Origin of the sequence: Flavobacterium sp. 2755 (assembly GCF_031455715.1) — a bacterium.
GTDB lineage: Bacteria > Bacteroidota > Bacteroidia > Flavobacteriales > Flavobacteriaceae > Flavobacterium.
Genome location: NZ_JAVDTG010000004.1, coordinates 87,781 through 112,051, shown reverse-complemented (window position 1 = coordinate 112,051; position 24,271 = coordinate 87,781). Strand labels below are relative to the sequence as shown.

Here is a 24,271-nt window from a genome sequence, read left to right as displayed (position 1 = left end):
AATAAAATTCAGTTTATCAAAAAAAATAAACCACATGAAAAAATTTATCGCAGCAGTTTTGATTTTATCTTTTACACAAGTAATTCAGGCACAGAAGGGCTTTAAACCTCTTTTTGATGGAAAAACTACAAAAGGTTGGCATACTTACGGTAAAGATTCGGCTCTTGCCGGATGGAATGTAGAAGATGGATTATTGCATTTCAATCCGGATGCGGCAAAAGACGGGCAGGGAGGAGATTTAGTAACCAATGCTGAATTTGAAAATTTCCATTTAAAATTAGAATGGAAAATATCTCCAAATGGAAACAGCGGAATTATTTTTTATGTAAATGAAGATCCTCAAAAATATCCAAACACCTTTAGTACAGGTTTAGAAACGCAGGTTCTGGATAACGACGGTCATCCTGACGGAAAAATCACGAAACACCGCGCGGGAAATTTATACGATTTAATTGAAAGTAAATCAGAACCGGTAAAACCAGTAGGGGAATGGAATAAAGCCGAAGTTATCAGTAATAAAGGAAAACTAACGCTTATTTTAAATGGCGTTGTTGTAGTAGAAACGGTACTTTGGGACGAGAACTTTAAAAAATTAATAGCAGGAAGTAAATTTGCCGACTGGGCAGGATTTGGAACATTCAAAAAAGGAAAAATAGCGTTGCAGGATCACGGAAACAATGTATGGTACCGCAATATTGAACTAAAACAATTATAAATAAAGATGAACAAAATGATGAAAAAGGTTTTTTTACTTTTTAGTTTAGTTTTTATTATAAGCTGTCAAAAAGAGAGCAGTAAACCTGCAATTGTTAATCCTCCTTTAAAAGTTAAAAAGGAAGCTCCAAAAAAAGCTGTATTAGAATATGGTATTGATGAAAATGACAATGAAATTTATAATGCATCATCAGTGGATTCTCGGCCTGAATATCCGGAAGGCATGGATAGGTTTAATATTTTCCTGACAAAGACTTATGTTATGCCGAAAAAAGCAGTTGAAGAAGAAGCGATGGGACCAGTTTTTACAACTATTGTAATTGAAAAAGATGGAACATTATCTAATATAGAAGTTCTTCGTGATTTTGGCTATGGATCAGGCAAAGAGATGCTAAGGGTTATGAAATTATCTCCTAAGTGGACGCCTGCATTAAAGGGAGGAAAACGAGTAAGGTGTTCGTACAATTTTCCCTTTTATGTTCAGTAGGTAAATTTTTAATAAGCAAAATTGCCTATTTAACTGCGGTGTTTTAAAAAACAGCCAAAATTTCTCAAAGCAATAATAACAGGAATAATGCCTTTACCGTTTTCGGTGAGGCTGTATTCCACTTTTGGTGGTACTACAGGATATACAGTTCTGTGGACTAATCCATCATTTTCAAGATCTTTTAGCTGATTGCTAAGCACTTTTTCTGAAATAGATCCCAATTCTTTTCTCAATTCAGTATAACGTTTAATAGGCTGTAACGACAATCGGTACAGAATAAGTATTTTCCATTTACCGCTAATACTTTTGTTCGCAAGTTCAACATGACAGGAAAAAAAGCTGTCACCATCGGTATAATTTTCCGGACTTGTATTTTTTTCTAATTTTTTTTCATCCATAACGATCTAATTTTCTACAAATCTAACCAATATGTTCATAGCTAACCAAATGGTTAGTACTTTTCTGGGTGAAAATCAGCACTTACATTTGTCTAAATAATCCGGTTTAATTCTTTAAAAAAGCCGATAAAATTTAGAAAATATGCTAAAAATAGGAATCATGAGTACGGCTAATATTGCACGCTCATTTACAGAAGCCATAAAAGATTCTTCGGAAATTAAAGTTACTGCAATTGCCAGCCGAACTTTAGAAAGTGCTGCAGCATTTGCAAAAGAATTTGATATCGAAAAATCATATTCGTCTTATCAGGATCTTTTAGATGATCCCGATTTAGATGCTGTTTATATTCCGCTTCCAAATTCAATGCATGCAGAATGGGTCATCAAAGCTGCAAAGGCAAAAAAACATATTTTATGTGAAAAACCAATCGCCTTAACTGTCGAAGATGTAAAGGAAATGTACGAAGCGGCAATGCTCAATAATGTATTCCTGATGGAAGGGTATCCGTATAAATTTCAGCCTCAAACTATTTTACTTTTGAAAATGATTCAGGAAGGCGAGATTGGAGAAGTATCACAAATCTATGCCGATTTTGGATTTACAGTTGATGATGCTGAAAATAATATACGCTTAAAACCAGAGCTTGGCGGAGGTGTAATGTGGGATGCAGGCGCTTATCCTGTAAGTATGATTCGTGCTATTACGGGCGAAAAAGCTACTGAAATAATGGCTTTGGGTAAGTTAAATGACCAACAGCTTGATATTTCAGTTTCGGCAATGCTGCGATTTAAAAGCAAAATAACGGCACAGTTAAACTGTAATTTCAGTGCTGCACCACATCGTTATATCCGTGTGATAGGTTCAAAAGGTATAATTACCTGCGGATACAACAATGTTACGAAACCCAATACAGCTTTTATAGAAATAAAAAAAGGTTTAGACTGGAATTATGAATTAGAAAAGATTGAAGTTGATTTTGGAAGCGGTTTTCGTTTTGAAGCAGAAGCTTTTGCAGATCACATTAAAAACTATAACAAAAAGGAACAGATTTTAATGATGAATGAATCTGTAGATAACATATCAACTATTTTGGATATTTTGAAGATTATTAAAAAGTGATAATTTTTCTAATCCATGAATCAAAAATAAATACTAAACTTTTCCATAAAAACCCGCTGCTATAGCGGGTTTTATATTTTATATCATTTTAAAAAGATTTCTGTTTTGCTTGTTGACTACCGCGCTGAATTATTACTTAAATAAAGCATGTTTAAATAAAAGTAATATCCCAAAATGCATCGAAATAATCTTATGCTTTTATTTCGACCTCTCATGGATAAAAATCCCGTACTCGTGCCTTTTTTTTAATTTGAACTATGGCGACACATTAATTTTATTACAGAAATGAGATAATATGCACACGCCAATGTACCTCAAAATCACTTTTCTAAACCAGACATAACTAAACTGAAAAGAACCAAAACACATAACAAAATGAAACCTACAAAAGAATTTACGGTCGCAGATTATCTGCTTACCCGCCTCAAACAATTAAATGTTACCGAGGTTTTTCAAATTCCGGGCGACTATGTAAAACATTTTACACAAGCTCTGGAATACTTTGATGGAATTGAAACCATTGGAACTTCAAACGAATTAGACGCTTCTTATGCGGCAGATGCTTACGCACGTACCAGAGGTTTAGCCGCCGTATCTCTACAATATGGAGTAAGTACTTTTAGCGCATTAAATGCTATTGCAGGAGCTTATGTAGAACGCAGTCCTGTTGTTGTAATTAGTGCCACACCCGGAGCCGATGCCCGACAAATAGGAAGTATGTACAATGTACTTTATCATCACTCTACAGGTAATCTTAATGCAGATCAGGAAGTTTATGAAAGAGTAACTGTTGCTGCTGAAACCCTGAGCACTTCTGCAGGTGCGCCTGAAAAAATCGATAAATTACTTATCGCAGCACTTACACACCAAAGACCAGTATACATAGCATGTTATAAAGAAGTTTGGGGCGAACCTTGTCCTAAACCGTCTAATAAAAAACTAGAACCTGAAATCATAAAAAGCGAACCAGCAGCACTTGAAAATGCTGTTTCTCAAGCTTGGTCACAAATTAGTCAGGCCAAAACACCAATAATTTTTGCAGGTGTAGAGCTTTTGCGACATAAACTAACCAAACAATTAGAAGAACTTATTAAAGCAAGCGGAATGTTGTATACTACAACTTCACTTGGAAAAACGGTTCTGGATGAAAAAGGCGATAAATTTATTGGTACTTATTCTGATCAGGCTTCAATACCCGAAGTTATAAAAGTAGTCGAAGCTTCTGACTGTATTTTGTCTTTAGGAACTATTATTACCGATGATTATTTATGGCTGGTAGAAAATAAATTTTCGGATATGATTCAGGTAACTACTCAGGAAACAAGAGTTGGTTATTTTACCTATTCGGGAGTAACTTTAAAAGACTTTATCGAAGCCTTAACAGAACGCTTTAAAAAAGCTTCAGGATATCCTTTAAAAGCAATCGCTCCGGCTCAGCCAAAATTCCCGGAACCATGGCGATCTAACTCTGATCCCAAATACGATTTAACTCCACAAGTAATAACCTTTAACCGCTTTTTTGAGCATGCAACATCTTTTCTGAAAAAAGAAAAAATGCTGGACGATATTGTCATGACTTTTGGTGTAAGTTCGTCCATGTACGTGGCTACCAATATTTACGGATTATCTCAAAACGCTTATATTTCTTCAGCTGCGTGGCAGTGTATTGGTTTCGAAACCGGTGCAGCTTCAGGAGCTCAGCTTGGAAGCGGCAAACAGGCTTGGACTGTAGCGGGTGACGGTGGTTTTATGATGATTGCACAATCACTTTCAACTCTTGTAAAATACAACATCAACTCCGTAATTTTTGTAATGAGCAATGGAGTATATGCCATTGAGCAAGTATATGTTGACATGGACTCGTTTAAAGCAGGTCCGGATCATAAGTTTGACGAATTTGATATTCTTCCAAAATGGGATTATCAGGCACTTGCCAAAGCATTTGGAGCAAACAGCTACCGTGCTGAAACTGTTTCAGAATTAGACGAAGTACTACTGAAACTTAAGAAAAAAACAAATCTTCCAACTCTGGTAGAAATTGTAATTCCTCAAAAAGATTTGGCACAGCAAATGGCAAGATTGGGAAATGAATAAAACCACTATCTATAACTACTAAAAAATCTAAAAACATACTATCATGAGCAAAAAAACATACTCTATTTTTGGAGCAGGTGCAGCAGGACTCTATACTGCGTGGAGATTACTTGATGGGAAATCTAAACTCAACAAAAACGAAAAAATGCTCGTTAAGGGCGATGTATTAGAACTTTACGACTGGGGAAAATACGATTTTTCTAAAAAAAATCCAGGAACGAGAGAACCGGGTGCACGTGTTTGTACATGGCATTATAAAGATGACAAAGACAATTCGTACCTTGAATTAGGAGGTATGAGATATTTATATTGGGATGGCACTCCTAAAGGTCCTGGACATCGTTTAGTGACTAAAACCATAGAAGAATTGGATTTAAAGAAAGATTCAGTTCCGTTTAATGAATCAGCAGATCCTTTAATGTCTTTGCGTTCTAAAAACATGTATATCTCTGATATCAATTCTAATCAGCCAGCTCCATATTTCGCAAACAATTACGCTCAGGATGCTCCGCCAGATGATGGTTTTACAACGATACAATCTGTAGCGATCACGCAAACATCAGGGCCAACTACCCGTAGAGAATGGTGCAAATTTTATGAAGAAGGAAGAATCAATGTTGATATGCCTGATAGTTCTATCTACCAAAAAGGAGATTTACTAAAGGAAATTGGATATTGGAACTTAGGTTATGATATGCTTGGACAAGAAGGATTTGGTTATTTATCTGATGGTAATGGCTATAGTTCAAACGTAGTTAACAGTAATAGCGCTCAGTCATTTAATGTTAATGATGAGTTTCTTCCGGGAACAGAATACAAAACTTTAATAAAAGGATATTCGAGTTTATTTGACAGCTTATTTGAAGAAGTTGAAAAATTGGCAAAGCAAAAAGGAATCACACTAAATTATTATCCAAATGTGAGGCTGCGTTCTATTATACACACAAAATCTGGAGTGAATTTTACAACTGCAACACGCAAAGATCCAGATGCACTTGCAGAAAGAAAAAAATGTGATGCCGCATTTCTGGCTATGCCAAGAGCAGCAATTGACTTGGTAGCGCAGGCAAGCAGATACAGTGATGATGAAGGAACAGATGTATTAAATCATGAAAAAGTACAGTTGTATTTAGAGTCTGTATTGATGGAACCTTCATACAAAATAGGGATGTTTTTCGATACACCTTGGTGGAGAACTACCGAGGCCGGAAGCCCAACGTACCCTGCAAAACTTACAAGTTATTTCCTGACACAAGAAGGAATTGAGAAATTAAGAAAAGAGGGTTTTCCTTCTAACTATCTTAAAAAAATAGAATCGGCTAAAAATCCGGCTATAATTGTTAATTCGTTTAACGATAAAGTAAGCTTTATAGCTGCTGTAGAAAATGCAATCGAAGAACGTTTAACTTTTAAACAAGAAAAACAAATTTCGACTGTGGCCGAATTAGATACTATTGGCCCAAGTATTACAGATATGCCTATCCGTCAAGTAGTTTATTTTGGAGATAATGCCAGAGACGGAAAAGGGAAAAAAGTATACGGTATTCTAGCCAGTTATGATGATATTCTATACGCAACATTCTGGAAGGCTTTAGAACTTGGACCAGATGCAACTCGTGAAATTCCTGAATCAAGAGATTTACAGCCGCTTGAAGGGCCAAGAGATGCCACTCCGGTAATGGTAAAAATGCTTCGTTCACAATTAGCGTCATTGCATTTTGGACCACAGGCTGATTATTCGTATGTGCCGGAACCTTTAGAAACGAAATATATGGACTGGTCGCTTCCTCCATTTAATGCAGGATATCATGCCTATAAATCGCACTATAATTTAGGCGATGTGCAAAGAAAAATTAGAAAACCGTCACAACTTGTTCCAAATACAGACTGCGAAATTTTTATTGTAGGAGAAACATATTCAAACGATCAGGCTTGGGTAGAAGGTGCATTTTGTACTGCCGAATCTGTGCTGAATGATTTCTTTGGAATTGAACCTATTATTGACGAAAAATACTATCCATTTATCAGTCCGGAGTAATCTATTTTAACCAAAAACAAATGAAAAACAAAAAACTATTTACCTATTCTACTTCGGTAACACCAGATAATATCGAAGAAGTAATGCAACAGGCAATTGCGTTGGAGCTTGCTACTATTCCAACGTATTTATCGACCTATTATTCTATAAACAGAGCGCAGGATCAGGATAAACTGTACGCTAAACTTCATGCGCAGCTTTCACAATCGGGTGTGCGTACTGCTGCCGAAATTGACGAATTGGCACAAGAACTAAAACTCGATATATTAGTTTATTCGAATAAATCGGCTGCCTTAATTATGAGCGTCGTTATCGAAGAAATGCTGCACCTGGCACTTTCATGCAATGTAAAACAAGCAGTTTGTCAAAAGGCGCCTGATTTAATGGGTATTGGAAAAGTATTAACATTTCCAACACAATTAGATGGACATATTCCTGAATTTCAAATTAATGCAGCAAAATTGTCATTGAAGCAATTGACTACATTTTTACAAATTGAAAGCCCTGAGCCGTTTAAAGATCCTTATGCAAATGAACAATTGCTGAATACGGTTGAATATCAAACCATAGGACGTTTGTATGAAATGATTATCAAATGTATAAAAGAGGATTTTCCGGGACCTTATAATCAAAGGCCACAATTGCTTCCTCCCGATAACCCCGATCGTCCGAGACCGTATTATTCTCAAAATTCAATGAATACGGTGCATTATGACAGAGAGCACAATCCTCAATTTGCCAATACAGATGATAGTGAAGGACTTGTTGGCGTATACGATGCTCACTCGGCAATTGAAGCTATAGAGCGTATCATTGATCAGGGAGAAGGAAAAAGTAAATACAAGCAGCATACCTTAATTTGGGGTGAAAATAAAATGCCGGTTCCAATGGATATTGTGGATGGCAAAGTAGTTTTTTGGGAAGGTGATTATGATGATTCTGGAAAAGAACCCGCTCATTTTGCCAAATTTCTAGAAGTCTATACTTTCGGAGGACATTATCAGGAAAAGTTCCGTAAAATTCAGGGACTAGATGATTTTTTCAGCTATTTTGTATATGATACCGATGCTAATCCTAAAACAGCTGATTATATAGCTTCAAACAATCAGGCACTTGCATTATGTTCACAATTAGGTAATGCAGTTTTTGCTTATATTCTTTTAATGATTGAAGCTTGTTATTATAAAGATGAAAGTACACAATATGATTTATTCATTTTTGGTATTCATAAATCAATGATCTGGCTTTTGAGTGGAGTTGGTAACCAAATTAATCAGTACACTTATACTAAAGGCAATCAGGCTTATAAAGGGGCTTTAACATTTGAACCTTTTTCATTTGAACAAAGTTTCTTAAGACCAAAAGCACAAATCATGAGTTTGGTGGATCAATTGGCGAAAGCCGATCCTGTAAATTGGGGTTGGGCTATAAAAAGCGAAAACTATTTCCCGTCTTTACCAGACGTAGGATTGGATTACAGCATTGAAGCCGATATTCCTAAAGTACCAGGTACACCTTATAGACACAATCATTAATATAAAAATATACAACATGTCAGAATTAGTAACAAAAGAACTTCATGTATGCATGGGGCTTAATTCATGCAAAAATGCGGGATATTCAGGAAATAATGATTGTGCAGGCCAAGGCGATTGCTCAACAGCAGTTGGTCATCCTTGCCATACCTTAAACGCTTGTAAAGGGCAGGGAGGCTGCGGAATTTTTGGTACAACAGAAGAACTTTGTCATCCGGGCGAAAATGATTGTCGTTATCAAGGCAGCTGCGGTGTACCTATTTTATCTTCCCGTTTTATGGCACAAGGTCCTAATAAAGGACTTAGTGTTTGGCAATTGGCCAGAATACGCTTTGAAGAAAAAAGAAAAGAAAGTGGAAAATCCTTTGGCGAAGCTCCGCAGCAATACGGACCAAGCGATGAATACGTAAACTCAATTCGCGGTACTTCGGGTGTAGATTATTCTTCTTGCGGACAAAGCGGTTCAAGATCTTGTTCGTACATCAACGATCCTGCTAAAAGAAAAATTGCAGCAGCAGAAAGAGTTTTGAAAATGGAAGAAGAAAGCGCTAAAAAATTACCGGATAGTCTTTCAAATTGTCAACCCAAAAATAATGGACACTAGACTTAGATTACCCAATTTAGGATTGGGATTAGGACTCAGAAGCCAGCATTTTGAACATATTCTGGAAAAGAACCCTGCCGTAGATTGGTTTGAGGTAATTTCTGAAAATTTCATGGATTCACATGGACGTCCGAGATATATTTTACAACAAATAGCAGAAAAATATCCCGTGGTAATGCACGGGGTATCGCTTTCTATAGGAAGCACTGATCCCTTAAATTTTGATTACCTCAAGAGTTTAAAACAACTGGCAGCTGAGGTACAGCCAGCCTGGATTAGCGATCATTTGTGCTGGACAGGAGTTTTAACAACCAACTCGCACGATTTATTGCCGCTTCCGCTAAATGAAGATTCATTAAAACATGTTTGTAACCGAATCAGACAAGTTCAGGATTATTTAGAAAGACCGCTTATTGTAGAAAATCCAAGTACCTACGCAGCCTTCAATAATTCGACACTTCCGGAATGGGAGTTTTTACGAATCATGACCGAAGAAACAGGCTGTGGATTACTCTTGGATGTAAACAATGTATATGTTTCTTCTTTTAATAATGATTTTGATCCTGTAGAATACATCAACGGAATTCCGCATGATAAAATAGTTCAAATGCATTTGGCAGGTCATCAAAATTGCGGCAATTATATTATTGATACACACGATAGAGAAGTAAACAGTCAGGTCTGGAAGTTGTTTCAGCAAGCTTATCAATTGGCAGATCAGGCATCAATTTTACTAGAATGGGATGGAAACATTCCGGCTTTTGATGTGTACCATTCTGAATTACTGAAATCAAAGCAATATATGGATGCAGCATTTGTTGGAGTTGAAAAAGAAATTTTTTCTATGGATAAAGAGCAAGTTTCAAACCCATTGAATTTATTCGCTGTAGACAAATTTTTATAAACTCCAAAGATGCAGAAAACGGTAAAAATACCATTAAAAGACTTTCAGCAATGGATGCAGCAGCTTTTGCTTGATCCTTATCAGCAAACAGGAATAAACCCTAATGATTTGCTTTCGAATGCAGAAAATGCAGCTTCAATTGAAGACGTAATTTGTCATTCGGAAAAACTTACTGCTCAGGAACACTTAGCTATTTACCAAAGGAGTTACATTGCACGACTGCGAAATTGCATGTCGCAGCAGTTTAGTGCTTTAGAATATGCTTTAGGCGAAGCAATTTTTTGCGCTTTCGCCGATGATTATCTGGCTTTAAAACCTTCTTATAATTACAATTTATCTTTTTTGGGAGCTCATTTTGCAGAATATTTGGAAAATAACAGACCCGATGCCAATGAGGATGTAAAAGAAGATTGGATTGATTTTATGATTGAACTCGCTAAATTTGAATACGCCATTGGTGTTCTTTTTGATGAAAAAGCAGACGAAAATTACCAATTAGCCACAATCGATACACCCGAAAATGAACTAAAATTGGTACCTGTATGTGCCTTATTTAAGTTCCAGTTTCCTGTTCGGAAATACTATTCTGAATTCAAAAATGACAAGAATCCTGATTTGCCTCTTCAAAACGAAAGTTATTGCGTGGTTTTACGACACAAATTCAAATTAGCAATTTACGATCTGCACAAAGAACAATATGATTTTCTATGTTTTTTGAAAGAGCATAACGATATTGCTTTAGCAAAAGAATTGTTTAAAATTGATTATAAAGAAAATGATGTTCAGTTTGAAGAAGTTTGGAACAGTTGGAAGGAGCGTTGGGTTGGTGCTAATTTTTTTAGGTTTTAATGGAATTCAAAAATTATACTATATCTCAAAAGTGCCACTATTTAAAGTAACAGCAATTCGGGCACTTTTTATAAATTCGATTAATTCAAATTCCTTTAATTCAGCAGCGAGATTATTGATTTCGTCTTCATGTCCCGTTGCTTCAAAAACCGTAAAATCTTTTTCGATAGTTATAAATTGAGTATTATATTTTCTAAGTAAAAAATTCATTTCTTCTTTCATAATGCTCGAAGTTTTTACTTTAAATAAACCCATTTGTTTCCATACGATTTCGTCGTTTGTGCTGCAGTAACATTTAAAAACCTCTATAATTTTTTCGATTTGAAGCGCTATGTTTCTAACTACTTCAAAAGTATCATTGATAACGAGCGTACATCGGTACATTTTGTCGATTTCACAAGTAGAGATATTGAGACTTTCCAAACTGATTTTTCGTCGGGAAAGTATAACGGTTATTTTATTCAGTAACCCCATTTGATCTTCTGTATAGGCAGTTAAAGTATATTCTTGTTTCATTTTGAAAGATGTAATTAATGATTTGAATTATTTGTGATTAGTGTTTTTTAGAAATAAAAAAGCCTTTCTCGTTTGACAGAGAAAGGCTTTTATTATGCAATAGAATCCTGTCTCGTCACGGTAGACGAATAATGATAATTGCGCTAATAATTTGTACTGAATTTTTCATGTATATTTTAAATAAAAAAACCTCCCAAAAAGGGAGGTTTTAAATTGTATCGTGTACTTATTTATATAACATCCCTGATCATTATCGAATGATAATAATGCTGCTAATAATAGTGATGTTAATTAAGTTTTTCATTTTCTGTTCTGGATGAGCGACAAATGTATTGATTTTTATAAGATTACAAAAAGTTTTTTTGCAATGAAACGATTTGCTTTAAAGAAAGATGAGGTTTTAATAATCCAGCCACAATTTTAATAACGAAGCTTTTGTTCTGCTCACAATTACAGCCTCGTCTTTGCTGTGTTTTATTTTAAGCTGTAATTTTCCGTTAAAATAATTATTCACTTTTTCAATTGAATTGATATGAATGATATACTGCCTGTTTGCCCTGAAAAAGCTTTTTGGGTTTAATTCCTGTTCCAGCGTTTCCAGCGTATGCGGTACAACAACTTCTTCACCATTAAACAAATAAGCATAATTAATATTCAGATTAGAATAAAAACAAGCAATATCCTCCACATCAATTTTTCTGTAACCATCCCTGTAAGGAATAAGAAAGCGGTTTCTGTATTCTTTCGGCTGCATATAAGCAAGCAATTCTTCAATCTGTGAACTAGGATTGACAGGCTGTTGTAAAGAATTTTCTAATTTTAGTATAGCCGCTTCAAGTTCGTTTTTTTCAATTGGTTTCAAAAGATAATCCACACTATTATACTTAAAAGCTTTAATAGCATATTCATCATAAGCCGTTGTAAATATAATTGGGCAGGTGAGATTGGTGAGATTGAAAATTTCAAAACTCAATCCGTCTGCTAATTGAATATCCATAAGGATAAGATCTGGAGTTTGGTTTTCAGACAGCCATGAAACGGTATTTTTAACGCTCGACAAAACACCCACAATTTCTGCATCGGGTTTTATTTTGACTATCAAACGTTTAATTCTTTCCGAATTCAGTTTTTCATCCTCAAGGATCAATATTTTTTTTATAGTATTCATTTGATGAGTGGTACTTTTATTGTAAAAGTTTCTGTATTTTCTTCTATAGAAACTTTTCTATCACTTAATAAAGCATAACGATTTACAATATTTTTCAATCCAATTCCGGTAGAATAAGCTTTTTTTATGAGCGGTAAAATCGTATTCGATATTACTAATTCATCATTGTCATTAGAATATATCTTAACAAGCAATGGATTTTCTTCTTCGGTACGATTATGTTTCAAAGCATTTTCAATAAAAAGCTGAAGCGTAATAGGCGGAATCTGCATACTTAATTTCGATTTGTCAATGTCAATTTGAAAAGTACAGCTATCACCCATACGATTCTGGATAAGAAAAAGATAAGCATCAAGAAAATCTAATTCTTCTTGTAACGGAATCAATTTCTTTTTAGAATTAAGAAGCAAATAACGATAGACTTTAGCAAAATTTTCGGTGAAATCATATCCTAACTGCTGATCTTTGAGAATTAACTCCGAAAGTACACTGAGGTTATTAAAAACAAAATGCGGATCGAGCTGTAATTTAAGTGCCTGCAATTCTATTTCGGCTGCGATTTGCTTGCTTTCGGCTGCTTTTACTTTATATTCTGCCGCTTTTAAAGTGGCATTCTTCCAATTTTTTAATAAAAAATCACCCGTATTTAGAGCACTTACCATTAAAGCCCATAATACGATTGAAATTATGGTATACACTGCTTCTCGTACGCCTACATTAATTGGCTGTATCACAATTAAATACTCTCCATAAATATAATAAATGGTGCTTAAAACAATAGTTACAAGCAAAGCTCCAAAGGTTTGACATACAATTTGAATAATCAGTCGTGTTATAGGGCGAACCATCCAGGAGATTTTCTTATTTAAAACCCTGTCAATAAAAAGACTAGTAACCAATATTGTAATACAAAAAAGGACATTAGTTGCTATATCTATCAGCATCAAATGAGCTGGCAGATTAAAATATTCCCTCCAGTAAGCAAATGGAAATATGATAAAAAGGGTAGAGTAAGAGCCTAAAAATAGAAAAGTAATTAAGAGCAGACTTTTTAAGTGGCTCTTTTTTACAGGATCAGTTATTTCGTCGGAGTGGTTCACAAAATTTGTTTTTAAAGAGAATCAGATGTCTGTTAGATTCCTTTTTGAGAGTGCAAATAAAAGGATTTTAAAATAAAACAGCAGTACTTTTTATTTATTAATCATCTGTAAATGTACTGTATATAAAGGGTTTCGAAAAACACAAACAATCCCATTTCAGTTCAATATCCCAAATTGACGATTCACCGTACAGATTTGCCGTTTCACTTTAAAAATTCCCAGAAAGAGATTTACCAACAATATTTTTGCGCCATAATTATAACAATTAATATCACAAAAATGAAAAAAACAATGGTAATGACAAAGGAAGATTTCAATACTACAAAATCGAATTCCCAATTGCAAAATGCATTAATTCTTTTTTTTCTTGTACTGTTTACTTCTGCAGTTTCGGCACAAAAATCAAAAATATTGGATACCTTTTTTAAATACGGAATTGACTCTAGTATTCTTAATCCCGAAAAAATAAAAAAACCTGACAACTTTGCTTTTGATTTTAAACAAACCATTATAACAAGCGCGAAGGAAACTGAAACAATCGCCAAATTTGATCCTTCTAATTCAGGGACAGAGCCATGGAATGTTGTTTCAATTGATGGAAAATCGCCATCAAAATCAGAGGTAAATTCTTTTAGAAAAAATCAAAGAAAAGCTTCTGCACCAACTTCTACAGATGATGCAACGTATAAAATTGAAAAGGAAACGCCAGATCAATTGGTGATTAGTTACAAAGTCGATCCAAGTTCTCTTACCAAAGAAAATGCTTTCGTAAAAGACTGCCGATTTTATATGACGATCAATCTTAAAACTAAAAAACTGGAACAAGTACAAACGCTTAACGAAAAGCCGGTAAAAGTGAACATTCTTACTGCTGATAAATTTGATATTGTCTTGAAATACAAGTGGAATGATCAGGCAAAACAATTTGTTCCTGTAAATGAAAACCTTACTATGGAAGCTAAATTTATTGGGCAGGCAACTAACATACAAACCATTACGGAATACTCTAATTACACGAAAAAATAGTATTACGAAATATCATTATTTCAAATTTAAAAGATTAAGAAATGAAAAAAATTATTGCAGCCACAGCTTTATTCATGTCTGTATTTAGTTACAGTCAGGTTCATCTTGGTGTTAAGGGCGGGGTAAATATGAATAAATTAGATGGCAAAAATTTTGACAGTGATTTTGAGCTGGGTTATCAGCTGGGTGGTTTTGTATATTACAATTTCACTGATTTTGTAGGTATTCAGGGAGAAGTAGTATTCAACCAAACAAATACCAAAATCACAGATAGTTATAAAGACATTTTTAAAGATGCATTCAAAAAAGATAAAACGCTTAATTATGTAAGCGTGCCGGTATTACTACGTTTAAACAGTGAAGGATTGATCACTTTTACGGCTGGTCCTCAGTTCAGTTTTTTGGCCAGCGGTAATCAAAGTTTTTTAGATAATAGTAAAAAACTTTTCAAAAAAACCGATTTTGCCGTTGTTGCAGGAGCCGAAATCAATATAAGACCCATTACTATTTATGGAAGATATATCTGGGGATTTTCTGATGTGAGTAACTTTGGCGAAAAAGCAAACAGCCAGCAAATTCAGGCAGGATTGTCTGTTCGTTTGTTTTAAGATGATGAACTCCTGGAAAATAATAAAAGGACTTCTGGTTACATTAGTAATACTGATTATTTCCTTATTTTTTCTAATTAGTACAGCGATCACTTATATATTGAAAGTCAGAATAGAACTAAACGAAAAAATAGACAGCAGCTTAGGTGTTAAAAAAGATGATTTGGTTCGCTAGCAATAGCGAACCTTTTTTTCTGAATCTATAATAATTATCCATCATAATGTAAAAATTGTCCATTTCATATTAACATCGAATAGTTGAACTTTACAATTCATTACAGAATAAAGTAAGAACAATTTAAATTTTCTATTATGAATTACGGACAATTAGCTTTTACAGATACTATTAAAAAAATGCAGGAAGAAGCGGGGAGCAGAAGTGCTTATGATCGCATGGAAAAAATGTCGGTTGTTGACGGATTGACAGAAAACGAAATTAACTTTATAAACGACAGAGATAGTTTTTATATGGCCAGTTTTGGAGAAAATGAATATCCATATATTCAGCACCGCGGCGGACCGGCCGGATTTATTAAAGTAATTGATGATAAAACAATTGGGATTGTTGACTTTTCGGGTAACCGACAATATATTTCTACTGGTAATATTTCCAAAAATGAAAAAGTAGCTTTAATTATGGTTTCATATCCGCAAAGGGCGAGATTAAAACTTTATGCAAAAGCGAAAATTGTTAATTTAGAAGAGAACAAAGATCTATATGATCTCTTAAAACCAGAAGATTATAAGTTCCGTCCAGAGCGAATGATGGTTTTTGAAATTCAGGCTTACGATTGGAATTGTCCGCAGCATATAACTCCTCGTTACACAACTGAAGAAATTGAACAGGCCTTATTGCCGCAGAAAAAATATATTTCTGATTTGGAAAATAGGGTAAAAGAGCTTGAATTGGAATTATCCAAAAAATAAAGCTTCACTATAAAAAACTGCTGTAAATGATAAAGTCTTTCTAATGCAAAGATTATAAATGATGCGTATATTTGGAATTATAAATAATAACAATGCTATCTATGAAAAAAATAGGATTTTTATCGTTTGGGCATTGGGCCAATCATCCATCATATAAAGCACGTACAGCAAGCGATACACTTCTTCAATCTATTGATTTAGCTGTTGCTGCAGAAGAAATAGGCATAGACGGAGCTTATTTCAGAGTACATCATTTCGCGCAGCAGCTTGCGTCTCCTTTTCCTTTGCTTTCGGCCATTGGTGCTAAAACAAGCAAAATAGAAATAGGGACAGGCGTTATCGATATGCGATATGAAAATCCTTTGTATATGGTTGAAGATGCCGGTGCCGCAGACTTAATTTCAGAAGGACGTTTACAATTAGGAATCAGCAGAGGATCGCCGGAACAAGTTATTGACGGCTGGCGCTCTTTTGGTTATGAACCTTTAGAAGGGGAAACAGATGCTGATATGGGACGCAAAAAAGCGTTGGAATTTTTAGAGAGGTTAGACGGTGTAGGATTTGCTGAACCAAATCCGTATCCCATGTTTCCAAATCCGCCCGGATTATTGCGTCTGGAACCGCATTCTGAAGGATTACGTGATCGAATTTGGTGGGGCGCTGCCTCTAATGCTACTGCTGTTTGGGCAGCCGAAAACGGAATGCATCTGCAAAGTTCAACGCTGAAATTTGACGAAAACGGAAAACCTTTCCATATCCAGCAAGCAGAACAAATCAGGATATATAAAGAAGCCTGGAAAAAAGCTGGACATGATCGCGAACCAAGAGTTTCGGTAAGCCGATCCATTTTTGCATTGGTTAATGATCAGGATAAACTTTACTTTGGAAATCAAGGTAAAGCTGCAGATAGTTTTGGTTATATAGAAAGTGATAAACGTGCCATTTTCGGAAAAAGTTATGCAGCCGAGCCGGAAAAGCTTATCGCAGAGCTTGCTCAGGATGAAGCGATTCAGGAAGCAGATACAGTACTACTAACAATACCCAACACTTTGGGCGTTGAGTATAATGCACATATATTATCTTCTATCCTAAAATATATCGCCCCAGAACTGGGTTGGCGTTAATTTTTGAAAATATAAAAGCTCCCTCAAAAAGGGAGCTTTTGTTTATCATATTATTTCGTTTAATATAAAGATTTGCCTTTATAAAAAATCTACCTTTCCGGTGCTCATATTATAATAGGCTCCAACTATCTTAATTTGGCCTTTGTCTTCCATTTCTTTTAAGGTTGGACTTTTTTCTCTAATAACTTTTATAGTATTGAGTACGTTATTTTTTGAAACATAGGCTACGAATTCTTTATTTGCTGAAGTTTTATCTCCAGAAAAGTCTTGTGAATTTGTTACCGCAGGTCTTATGTTTTCAAGCATTGCAGGAAGATTACCTAATGTTACATTATTATTTATAGCAGATGTTATGGCACCACACGATTCGTGTCCTAAAACAATAACCACTTTTGCGCCCATAAGTTTACAACCAAACTCCATGCTTCCCAATAAGTCGGTGTTGGCAAAATTACCTGCTACACGTCCAACAAAAAGATCACCAATGCCTTTGTTAAAAACATCTTCTACAGGTATTCTGCTGTCAAGACAGGAAAGAATTACCGCTTTTGGAAATTGACCCTGAACAGCATTTCTGACCATTGCAGAATGATCTCTGGCTGTAATATTGTTAGCAACAAACAGTGCGTTGCCTTCTTTAAGGCTTTTAATAACGGCATCTGGCGTCAAAGCAGCCTGCTCTTCTGCAGTTATAATTCGTTCTCTTAAAGGCGGAGTTTCCGGACAGTCTTTTCCTTTATCATTACAGGAAAAAAGTATTAACATTACTACGGTTCCGCAGATTGCAAGAATTTTTGTTTTCATTTTTTTGAGGTTTAAGGTTAAATTAATTAGGTGAATTGTTTTTTCTGTTAGATGACTGTAATTTTAAAAAAGGCTTTACAATGGAGGGGATATTTTCAATTAGATTGTATTTGGCATAGCGTTTCGAGAAATCTGGTTTAAAATTAAAAACTCATTTAAAATGATAAGAAAAAACGTTTCAAAACGGCTTTTTTTTGTCATGAAAGCCTTTTATTGATGTGTTTGAATTTATATAGATAGAAATAAAAAAAAACTCTAAATCATTGGTTTAGAGTTTTTTTTATGGTCGTTATTTGATAATTTTCAAAACCAGAAAACATGAATTATTGTAAAAACTGGACTATTAATAAGTTAGTAATCCTAACTACTTTTGAACTGTAATTTAGCGTTACAAAATTACCCATCAAGATTTTAAATAATCTTAGGAAATAAATGGGTTAATTCAAGGGAAAAAATTAAATTAATTATTTCATCAATGTCAAAATTTCATCTCAATACTCAGGAATTAGTTCAAGGGGAATTTATAATAAATAAAATAAATATAGCTTTTGTATTTCAGGTAAACTGTCCAGGTTGTTTTATATATGGCATTCCCATTATGAATAATCTTTACAAATCATTTAGTGATAAGGTTGGCTTTATTGGAGTTGCTACTGCTTTTGAAGACTTTGAATACAATAACGAAGCAAATTTAAAGCTGTTATTAAATGATGGTACATTAGTCGGAGAAACCAAGAAGTATTATAATGCAAATTATGGGCTTTCTCAGTATTCTGAGATTCCAAAATTTCCAACAGCTTTTGATAGTATTATACCTTCTGAGCAGTTAATAAGTTCCAATAAGATTGAATTGATTTGTAATGCCATTCCAAATTTTTTAAATTTTTCAGAAAAAGAAAAAGAGATCTTAATGATGAAAATAAAGTCATATTACTCTCAAATCCCTTTAATAGCAGAAACCTTTACACTTAATCAACTGCAAGGGACTCCTTCATTTATCATTTTCGATGATAAGTATAATATCTTAGGACATCATTTCGGTCATATCCATGAGGATATATTAAAAACTAAATTAGAACATCTTTTGTCTTTAATTTAAAAGCGGTTCTTTAAAATTATTTGCTGTAAACCTTTCGTATTACTTTACCTGATCAATTTCTTTCTTTTAACGGCTTCAAATGCCCTGTTTATTAGTTAAAATATTGATAATCAAAGAAAATAAGCTATAAAAAAAACTCTAGATCAACGATTTAGAGTTTTTCATGTAATAAACCTTAACTTTTATTTATAATTACTTTAAATATTTAAGCCCGATAATATTCAAAAGATTGTTTGTTACTTGTTTGGTTAATAAATACAAAACCGCAATAACAATAACCAGAATGATTAGCTGATACTTTTTCCAGTCAAAAGTAGAAAAATATTGATAATAGAAAAGTATTACATACAAAAAGGTCAACACCGTAAGGAATTGATTTACTGCAAGAAGAAACTCTTTGTTTTCAGTAAAAATCATGAAAATTGGTAAAATAAAGCTGATTGTTAGGACTCCGCATAACAAATACATATTAAGGACTAAGTTCTCAGTATAGTTTTGTCTGCTTTTTTTGAAGAGTAAATAACTGGCAAAAGCAATAATGGGAACGTGTAAAAAAATAGTAATTTTTGAATAGTGTTTTAGAACCTTAAAAAGCCCGGAAACCTCTGTTTTACCATATAAATCTAATGCCTCAATTTTTGTCCATTTTTTTAGAAAATAACCTATTGCCAGCAAAAGGATTATGGTTGCAAAATAATTATAATGTTTTGCCCTTTTTCCTTGTACATATTCTCTAATACTGTGCCCGGGTCTTGTAAATAATTCTTTTATGGTGTAGAAAAATCCTTTGTCAAAGTGAAATATTCCGTGAATAAAATCGTGCTTAATAACGTGAGATAAGGAAAATCTATGTGTTGCTGCTGCCTGGCTGCAATTGCTGCAAAATTTTCCTGTAATTTCTTGATTACAATTTAAACAATTACTCGTCATGGGTTGGTTCTAATATTTTGATCGCGAATGTAATTATTTTTTAACATTTAATAAATTAAATATTGGTGAACAGTATAATAAATTTAGGTAATTCCAAATAATATGAATAGCGTAATTAAAATATAATATATACTTTTATTAGCTGATTTAAATTGATTAATACACTAACTATTATGAATAACCAAAACAAAAAAAATGAAATAAACCGACGCAGATTTTTGCAAAGCACTACAGCTGCAGGAATTTATCTGGGTCTGTTTGGAATGCCTAATTTATTTGCGAATGAAATAATGGATAATTCTGCAGCAGGAATTACAAATGTTAAGCTGAATAACGGTGTAAAAATGCCGATGCTTGGATTTGGAACCTACGGACTTAAAGGCGAAGTATGCCAGCAATCTGTAGCCGATGCTTTATCAGTTGGCTACCGACTTATTGACACCGCAAAAGTATATGGAAATGAAGAAGCAGTAGGCAAAGGAATAAAACAGAGTGGAATTAACAGAAAAGAACTTTTTGTTACCTCAAAACTATGGGTTGATGATGCCGGATATGAAAATGCTAAAAAAGGCTTTGAAGAAACACTGGCAAAATTGCAACTTGATTATTTGGATCTATATCTTATTCATCGCCCAAGAGGTGATGTAAAAGGATCCTGGAAAGCAATGGAAGAACTTTACAAGGCTGGAAAAATCAGGGCTATAGGAATAAGCAACTTCGATTCAAACCAATTAGCTGATCTTTTGTCTTATGCTCAGGTAAAACCAGTTATAAACCAAATTGAAACACATGCTTATTTTCAGCAGGGAGATGCCTATAATTTGCTAAAGAAACATAATATCGAGATGGAGGCGTGGGCGCCTTTTGCAGAAGGACGCAATGGACTTTTTACAAATGAAGTCTTCACTCAGATTGCCAAAAAGCATAACAAAACTGTTGCTCAGGTAAATTTGAGATGGCATTATCAGCGTGGTATTGTTGCCATTCCAAGATCTTCTCAAAAAGCACACATTGTAGAAAATCTGGGAATATTTGATTTCAAACTCGATCAAGGAGATATAAGTGCAATTGAAAAGCTGGACTTAAATAAAACCCAGTTTCCTGAATGGAGCTAAAGCATGATATGACAACTATATTGCTTTGATCTTATATAAAAAAAGCCTCTTTAATTAGAGGCTTTTTTTTGCCTTTTTTTGATCTGAAATATACCGACTATTCATTTCTAAATTATTAATTAAAATGAATGATAATATTCATTTTAGGAATTGGTGTGCTTATGACACTAAATAGATTAGCCATACCTGAAAAAATCCTGTTTATAACAATTTAATTATTGATTCTTTCAATACTAATTACTTTTAATATCAAATTTTTACTTTTTTAAGATAAAGTATTGATAATTATAATTTAATACAGTGGAGCAGACCCCACTTAAAAAAACGTGGCAATATCCGAAAGGCCAAGAAGTAGGAAAACTAAAATTCAAATTATCATGGCATATGCACAATGGATCGCAATTAAAATTGTATCAGAAAACATGACCTTAACTGTAAGAAATGCAAAATTAGACCCAGGTAAGTTTCACAGAGCAGGTAATAAAGATGCAGAGATTAAACCATCTGAAATAAATGGAATAACAATAAAGTCAGGTGAGATTGGCTGGATTCATTCATCTGGCAGACAAGATTCTCCTACAGGTACAAAAGGAAGTATTGACTTATATCATGAAGAGACTCTCGTGGCTGTATTTAATTGGAATTGTCCATGGGGAATAAGAAGGAATAGTTTTGATTTACGGCTAGTTGCTAGTGATGAAATTTATCATAAAGGATTAAAAGGTGGTAACAGAGGTTTTGGACCTATAAGAGAGGTTACCCTTATATTAGTCAGCAATAAATAAACGTAATACAAATTAATATTATGAAAAATACTATAAGTAATAATGGTGTAAACAATCCTTTTTACGCAGTAAGGATTGGAAGTGTTATAAGAGGTGCTACAGGACTTTTTCAAACATCAGTAATAGCGGAACATATAGAAAAAAAGGTAAAGAAAGGTATTACAAAGATGATTGCTGATAAAGATGTACAACTAAGTATGAAGGGAGCCAGTTCTTATGTTTACAACGATTCTTTAAATCAGGGTTTTGCTGGAGTTTCCGGTTCATATGGGCTTTCAGGATTGGCAAGGATTAATTCTGGATTGTCAGCACATATAGGCAATTCAATTGCTCAGCTTACCAAGGAAGTAAAGATTAATTATAATGTACAAATGATATCTGGTATTGAGCACATCAATTTTGACGAATTAAAAGTAGAAGATTTAATTAATTCTTTGAAGAGTGGACCAAGGGATAGGGCAATGAATTCATTGGAAAATTACAATAAAATAATGGCAAAAATAGGAACAGCAGATCTTTTAACTATTCTAAAAGATGCGGCACCAGATTCTGAAATTGTTAAGCTGGTTAAAGAATGGATAAGTTCTGTTCAGCGTTTTTTTAACGAGTATGGAGATGGAATTGTAGTAGGTGTAGCGTGGGGCGGGATTGGAACGGTTTCTTTGACGATGAATAATAAATCAACAGAAAATAGTTGGAAATATGGCAGTAAAGGTAATTTTACATACGCTGGACTTACTAAAGCCATAACGATAGAAGCAGCCTATGATGGAAGCAATACAAACAGAGAATCAGATGTTAGTGTAAAAACGGATACATGGTATATAGGAGACTGCGTGGCGGCACAAGTTGCTAAATGGAGTGAGCAAGTAAAAGATAAAGCTTTTAGTGCAATTAGTTCAATCAATTTATTAGAAAAAGCACCTAAGCTGGGTGACATTAAACCACCTCCGGCTGTACCAGATTTCGCAACGCGTAAAAAAGACCCAAAGGTTACGGATAAAATAAATGAAATAACAGATTTAAGTGGTTTAGAAGCATTTGCTAAGGCAGCTGCTTATGAAAAAGCAAAAGAAACAGAGCCAAACTTAACATTAGATGCTTTCTTAAAACGTTCAAGAGATGATGTAAATGCTGAAAATGTTATGGCGCTTCAGGATGGAATTGCTATCAATGATTTAGATGTGCTGGCAGTTGATATTGAGCCTATGGCTAGTGTTGAAAAAAATGAACAGTTGGAAACCAGCGCTGTTGAAATAGCAGAAGCGGCAAATAGTAATTTTACCGTGCTAGGTGTCTGGATTGCTAACTGGTCAGATTTATTTCCGTGGATGGCTATCGGTTATTTAAATCAAATAGATAATATAAAATCTACATTGGAAATCATTAAAAAGCAGTGTATGATACAAGATTTTCTGGCTTTAGCAAAAACGTATTTTATGCTCGAGGCATCCGGTATTTCAAGTGAAAAATTTCAAATAACTGATTTCAAACAACTTGCAATTGTATTTGGTAAGCAGGCAGGAGAGATCAGAGATAGATTTGATGAACCTAATATTATACAAACCGCATATGGTGATTTGAGTTTTGAAGCTCAGGAAATTTATACAAAATGGAATGATATTAAATTTTTGCGTAGCGCAGAGTTAGGATTAGGAGTATTGTATAAAGGTAAAGATTCAATTACAGATAAAATTGATAAAATTGACCATGTCGATGGTTTTACAAAGGTTTGGTATAAGATGGGAAAATGTTCTTTTTTACCCAGAAATTATAGTGCATTTAGTTCCTTTTTAAAAGTAGTTCCTTTTGTTACACCTGCAGGAGACATTTACGCTTTTGGTCCTTCACAAATGATCCTAAATCAAATTAATAATGAAGGTGCCATATTTTCAAAAAACTCATTAACAGCTCTTAAACTCGAAGTCGATAAAGCCAAACGTGTATTAAAAAGTGGGGATATAGTATTTTATCCTATTCCATTTGAAGCTGCTAAAAATCTTCTGGATTCGTCATGGAAAGGGCAAAGTATTAGTACTAATGTTGCATCTATTAAAAACATTGATAGCCATATTGCTAATACTATAAAAGCTATGAAGGATTTAAAAGTTTATAGTTTTAGCAGCAGCAATTGGTATCCAAAATGGAAACCATCAGAAAGCTATAGTATCAAATCTATTAAAAGTCAATATATAGGACTTGTAGATGAAATACGTACTGTTTTTGGAAGGTAAGTACTTGAATTAATAATACAGAACTAATACAGGATAAAAGCCCGTTTCGTAAGAAATGGGCTTTTAAGTTTGTGATGATTAACTATAACTAT

The 24,271-nt window shown here is 34.1% G+C and carries 23 protein-coding genes; 17 read left to right on the top strand and 6 right to left on the bottom strand.

Annotated features, from left to right (window positions below; genetic code table 11):
* Nucleotides 1-34: 34 nt before the first annotated feature.
* Together J2Y38_RS10875 and J2Y38_RS10870 are read left to right on the top strand one after the other, a co-directional pair.
* Nucleotides 35-715, top strand: a complete 681-nt coding sequence (locus tag J2Y38_RS10875; protein ID WP_309842250.1) for a DUF1080 domain-containing protein — start codon at nucleotides 35-37, stop codon at nucleotides 713-715.
* A gap of 15 nt (nucleotides 716-730) precedes the next feature.
* Complete coding sequence (locus tag J2Y38_RS10870; protein WP_309842248.1) at nucleotides 731-1,201, top strand: energy transducer TonB; 471 nt, start codon at nucleotides 731-733, stop codon at nucleotides 1,199-1,201.
* Nucleotides 1,202-1,230: 29 nt separating this feature from the next.
* Here the strand turns inward: J2Y38_RS10870 and J2Y38_RS10865 are convergent, their stop codons facing one another.
* Nucleotides 1,231-1,599 (bottom strand): helix-turn-helix domain-containing protein, encoded by a 369-nt coding sequence (locus J2Y38_RS10865; RefSeq protein WP_309842247.1) that lies wholly within the window; start codon nucleotides 1,597-1,599, stop codon nucleotides 1,231-1,233.
* Nucleotides 1,600-1,741: 142 nt separating this feature from the next.
* Here J2Y38_RS10865 and J2Y38_RS10860 point away from each other — a divergent pair, with 142 nt between their 5' ends.
* From J2Y38_RS10860 to J2Y38_RS10830, 7 genes are all read left to right on the top strand, one after another.
* Complete coding sequence (locus tag J2Y38_RS10860; protein WP_309842246.1) at nucleotides 1,742-2,719, top strand: Gfo/Idh/MocA family oxidoreductase; 978 nt, start codon at nucleotides 1,742-1,744, stop codon at nucleotides 2,717-2,719.
* A 375-nt stretch (nucleotides 2,720-3,094) separates the two neighbouring features.
* On the top strand, nucleotides 3,095-4,813 hold the full coding sequence (locus J2Y38_RS10855; protein ID WP_309842244.1) for a thiamine pyrophosphate-binding protein: 1,719 nt from the start codon (nucleotides 3,095-3,097) through the stop codon (nucleotides 4,811-4,813).
* A 43-nt stretch (nucleotides 4,814-4,856) separates the two neighbouring features.
* The gene (locus tag J2Y38_RS10850; RefSeq protein WP_309842241.1) at nucleotides 4,857-6,851 is read left to right on the top strand and encodes a hypothetical protein; all 1,995 of its coding nucleotides are present in this window, start codon (nucleotides 4,857-4,859) and stop codon (nucleotides 6,849-6,851) included.
* Between the two features lie 20 nt (nucleotides 6,852-6,871).
* On the top strand, nucleotides 6,872-8,386 hold the full coding sequence (locus J2Y38_RS10845) for a ferritin-like domain-containing protein (protein WP_309842238.1): 1,515 nt from the start codon (nucleotides 6,872-6,874) through the stop codon (nucleotides 8,384-8,386).
* Between the two features lie 16 nt (nucleotides 8,387-8,402).
* A complete protein-coding gene (locus tag J2Y38_RS10840) occupies nucleotides 8,403-8,990 on the top strand; it encodes a hypothetical protein (RefSeq protein WP_309842236.1) in 588 nt (195 codons plus the stop codon).
* The gene (locus J2Y38_RS10835; RefSeq protein WP_309842233.1) at nucleotides 8,980-9,894 is read left to right on the top strand and encodes a DUF692 domain-containing protein; all 915 of its coding nucleotides are present in this window, start codon (nucleotides 8,980-8,982) and stop codon (nucleotides 9,892-9,894) included. Before J2Y38_RS10840 ends, J2Y38_RS10835 begins: the two co-directional genes overlap by 11 nt.
* 9 nt (nucleotides 9,895-9,903) lie before the next feature.
* On the top strand, nucleotides 9,904-10,743 hold the full coding sequence (locus J2Y38_RS10830; protein ID WP_309842229.1) for a DNA-binding domain-containing protein: 840 nt from the start codon (nucleotides 9,904-9,906) through the stop codon (nucleotides 10,741-10,743).
* Nucleotides 10,744-10,761: 18 nt separating this feature from the next.
* Here J2Y38_RS10830 and ilvN read toward each other — a convergent pair whose 3' ends face one another.
* From ilvN to J2Y38_RS10815, 3 genes are all read right to left on the bottom strand, one after another.
* The gene (gene ilvN, locus J2Y38_RS10825; protein WP_309842226.1) at nucleotides 10,762-11,259 is read right to left on the bottom strand and encodes an acetolactate synthase small subunit; all 498 of its coding nucleotides are present in this window, start codon (nucleotides 11,257-11,259) and stop codon (nucleotides 10,762-10,764) included.
* Nucleotides 11,260-11,659: 400 nt separating this feature from the next.
* A complete protein-coding gene (locus tag J2Y38_RS10820) occupies nucleotides 11,660-12,427 on the bottom strand; it encodes a LytTR family DNA-binding domain-containing protein (protein ID WP_309842223.1) in 768 nt (255 codons plus the stop codon).
* Nucleotides 12,424-13,527, bottom strand: coding sequence for a histidine kinase (locus J2Y38_RS10815; protein WP_309842220.1), 1,104 nt, complete (start codon nucleotides 13,525-13,527; stop codon nucleotides 12,424-12,426). The genes J2Y38_RS10820 and J2Y38_RS10815 overlap by 4 nt, the downstream gene beginning before the upstream one ends.
* Nucleotides 13,528-13,806: 279 nt before the next feature.
* On the opposite strand from J2Y38_RS10815, the gene J2Y38_RS10810 reads away from it, so the two are divergent.
* The 4 genes from J2Y38_RS10810 (at nucleotide 13,807) to J2Y38_RS10795 (ending at nucleotide 17,212) form a co-directional block, all read left to right on the top strand.
* The gene (locus J2Y38_RS10810) at nucleotides 13,807-14,553 is read left to right on the top strand and encodes a hypothetical protein (protein ID WP_309842217.1); all 747 of its coding nucleotides are present in this window, start codon (nucleotides 13,807-13,809) and stop codon (nucleotides 14,551-14,553) included.
* Nucleotides 14,554-14,594: 41 nt separating this feature from the next.
* Nucleotides 14,595-15,161 carry a porin family protein gene (locus J2Y38_RS10805; RefSeq protein WP_309842213.1) on the top strand — a complete coding sequence of 189 codons (567 nt, stop codon included), beginning with the start codon at nucleotides 14,595-14,597 and terminating at the stop codon, nucleotides 15,159-15,161.
* 312 nt (nucleotides 15,162-15,473) lie between these two features.
* On the top strand, nucleotides 15,474-16,088 hold the full coding sequence (locus J2Y38_RS10800) for a pyridoxamine 5'-phosphate oxidase family protein (protein ID WP_309842210.1): 615 nt from the start codon (nucleotides 15,474-15,476) through the stop codon (nucleotides 16,086-16,088).
* A 101-nt stretch (nucleotides 16,089-16,189) separates the two neighbouring features.
* Complete coding sequence (locus tag J2Y38_RS10795; RefSeq protein WP_309842207.1) at nucleotides 16,190-17,212, top strand: LLM class flavin-dependent oxidoreductase; 1,023 nt, start codon at nucleotides 16,190-16,192, stop codon at nucleotides 17,210-17,212.
* A 78-nt stretch (nucleotides 17,213-17,290) separates the two neighbouring features.
* Here the strand turns inward: J2Y38_RS10795 and J2Y38_RS10790 are convergent, their stop codons facing one another.
* Complete coding sequence (locus J2Y38_RS10790; protein WP_309842206.1) at nucleotides 17,291-18,016, bottom strand: carbonic anhydrase family protein; 726 nt, start codon at nucleotides 18,014-18,016, stop codon at nucleotides 17,291-17,293.
* A gap of 475 nt (nucleotides 18,017-18,491) precedes the next feature.
* On the opposite strand from J2Y38_RS10790, the gene J2Y38_RS10785 reads away from it, so the two are divergent.
* Nucleotides 18,492-19,115, top strand: a complete 624-nt coding sequence (locus tag J2Y38_RS10785; RefSeq protein WP_309842204.1) for a hypothetical protein — start codon at nucleotides 18,492-18,494, stop codon at nucleotides 19,113-19,115.
* A gap of 192 nt (nucleotides 19,116-19,307) precedes the next feature.
* Here J2Y38_RS10785 and J2Y38_RS10780 read toward each other — a convergent pair whose 3' ends face one another.
* The gene (locus J2Y38_RS10780; protein ID WP_309842202.1) at nucleotides 19,308-20,045 is read right to left on the bottom strand and encodes a DUF3667 domain-containing protein; all 738 of its coding nucleotides are present in this window, start codon (nucleotides 20,043-20,045) and stop codon (nucleotides 19,308-19,310) included.
* Between the two features lie 173 nt (nucleotides 20,046-20,218).
* On the opposite strand from J2Y38_RS10780, the gene J2Y38_RS10775 reads away from it, so the two are divergent.
* From J2Y38_RS10775 to J2Y38_RS10765, 3 genes are all read left to right on the top strand, one after another.
* A complete protein-coding gene (locus tag J2Y38_RS10775; RefSeq protein ID WP_309842201.1) occupies nucleotides 20,219-21,160 on the top strand; it encodes an aldo/keto reductase in 942 nt (313 codons plus the stop codon).
* Nucleotides 21,161-21,537: 377 nt separating this feature from the next.
* Complete coding sequence (locus tag J2Y38_RS10770) at nucleotides 21,538-21,945, top strand: aegerolysin family protein (RefSeq protein ID WP_309842199.1); 408 nt, start codon at nucleotides 21,538-21,540, stop codon at nucleotides 21,943-21,945.
* A 20-nt stretch (nucleotides 21,946-21,965) separates the two neighbouring features.
* A complete protein-coding gene (locus J2Y38_RS10765) occupies nucleotides 21,966-24,179 on the top strand; it encodes a hypothetical protein (RefSeq protein ID WP_309842197.1) in 2,214 nt (737 codons plus the stop codon).
* Nucleotides 24,180-24,271 lie beyond the last annotated feature (92 nt).

What these genes read in the sequence shown, in the direction of transcription:
- J2Y38_RS10875 (WP_309842250.1), top strand. Translation starts at nt 35, where the DNA reads ATGAAAAAATTTATCGCAGCAGTTTTGATTTTATCTTTTACACAAGTA.
- J2Y38_RS10870 (WP_309842248.1), top strand. Translation starts at nt 731, where the DNA reads ATGATGAAAAAGGTTTTTTTACTTTTTAGTTTAGTTTTTATTATAAGC.
- J2Y38_RS10865 (WP_309842247.1), bottom strand. Translation starts at nt 1,599, where the DNA reads ATGGATGAAAAAAAATTAGAAAAAAATACAAGTCCGGAAAATTATACC.
- J2Y38_RS10860 (WP_309842246.1), top strand. Translation starts at nt 1,742, where the DNA reads ATGCTAAAAATAGGAATCATGAGTACGGCTAATATTGCACGCTCATTT.
- J2Y38_RS10855 (WP_309842244.1), top strand. Translation starts at nt 3,095, where the DNA reads ATGAAACCTACAAAAGAATTTACGGTCGCAGATTATCTGCTTACCCGC.
- J2Y38_RS10850 (WP_309842241.1), top strand. Translation starts at nt 4,857, where the DNA reads ATGAGCAAAAAAACATACTCTATTTTTGGAGCAGGTGCAGCAGGACTC.
- J2Y38_RS10845 (WP_309842238.1), top strand. Translation starts at nt 6,872, where the DNA reads ATGAAAAACAAAAAACTATTTACCTATTCTACTTCGGTAACACCAGAT.
- J2Y38_RS10840 (WP_309842236.1), top strand. Translation starts at nt 8,403, where the DNA reads ATGTCAGAATTAGTAACAAAAGAACTTCATGTATGCATGGGGCTTAAT.
- J2Y38_RS10835 (WP_309842233.1), top strand. Translation starts at nt 8,980, where the DNA reads ATGGACACTAGACTTAGATTACCCAATTTAGGATTGGGATTAGGACTC.
- J2Y38_RS10830 (WP_309842229.1), top strand. Translation starts at nt 9,904, where the DNA reads ATGCAGAAAACGGTAAAAATACCATTAAAAGACTTTCAGCAATGGATG.
- ilvN (WP_309842226.1), bottom strand. Translation starts at nt 11,259, where the DNA reads ATGAAACAAGAATATACTTTAACTGCCTATACAGAAGATCAAATGGGG.
- J2Y38_RS10820 (WP_309842223.1), bottom strand. Translation starts at nt 12,427, where the DNA reads ATGAATACTATAAAAAAAATATTGATCCTTGAGGATGAAAAACTGAAT.
- J2Y38_RS10810 (WP_309842217.1), top strand. Translation starts at nt 13,807, where the DNA reads ATGAAAAAAACAATGGTAATGACAAAGGAAGATTTCAATACTACAAAA.
- J2Y38_RS10805 (WP_309842213.1), top strand. Translation starts at nt 14,595, where the DNA reads ATGAAAAAAATTATTGCAGCCACAGCTTTATTCATGTCTGTATTTAGT.
- J2Y38_RS10800 (WP_309842210.1), top strand. Translation starts at nt 15,474, where the DNA reads ATGAATTACGGACAATTAGCTTTTACAGATACTATTAAAAAAATGCAG.
- J2Y38_RS10795 (WP_309842207.1), top strand. Translation starts at nt 16,190, where the DNA reads ATGAAAAAAATAGGATTTTTATCGTTTGGGCATTGGGCCAATCATCCA.
- J2Y38_RS10790 (WP_309842206.1), bottom strand. Translation starts at nt 18,016, where the DNA reads ATGAAAACAAAAATTCTTGCAATCTGCGGAACCGTAGTAATGTTAATA.
- J2Y38_RS10785 (WP_309842204.1), top strand. Translation starts at nt 18,492, where the DNA reads ATGTCAAAATTTCATCTCAATACTCAGGAATTAGTTCAAGGGGAATTT.
- J2Y38_RS10780 (WP_309842202.1), bottom strand. Translation starts at nt 20,045, where the DNA reads ATGACGAGTAATTGTTTAAATTGTAATCAAGAAATTACAGGAAAATTT.
- J2Y38_RS10775 (WP_309842201.1), top strand. Translation starts at nt 20,219, where the DNA reads ATGAATAACCAAAACAAAAAAAATGAAATAAACCGACGCAGATTTTTG.
- J2Y38_RS10770 (WP_309842199.1), top strand. Translation starts at nt 21,538, where the DNA reads ATGGCATATGCACAATGGATCGCAATTAAAATTGTATCAGAAAACATG.
- J2Y38_RS10765 (WP_309842197.1), top strand. Translation starts at nt 21,966, where the DNA reads ATGAAAAATACTATAAGTAATAATGGTGTAAACAATCCTTTTTACGCA.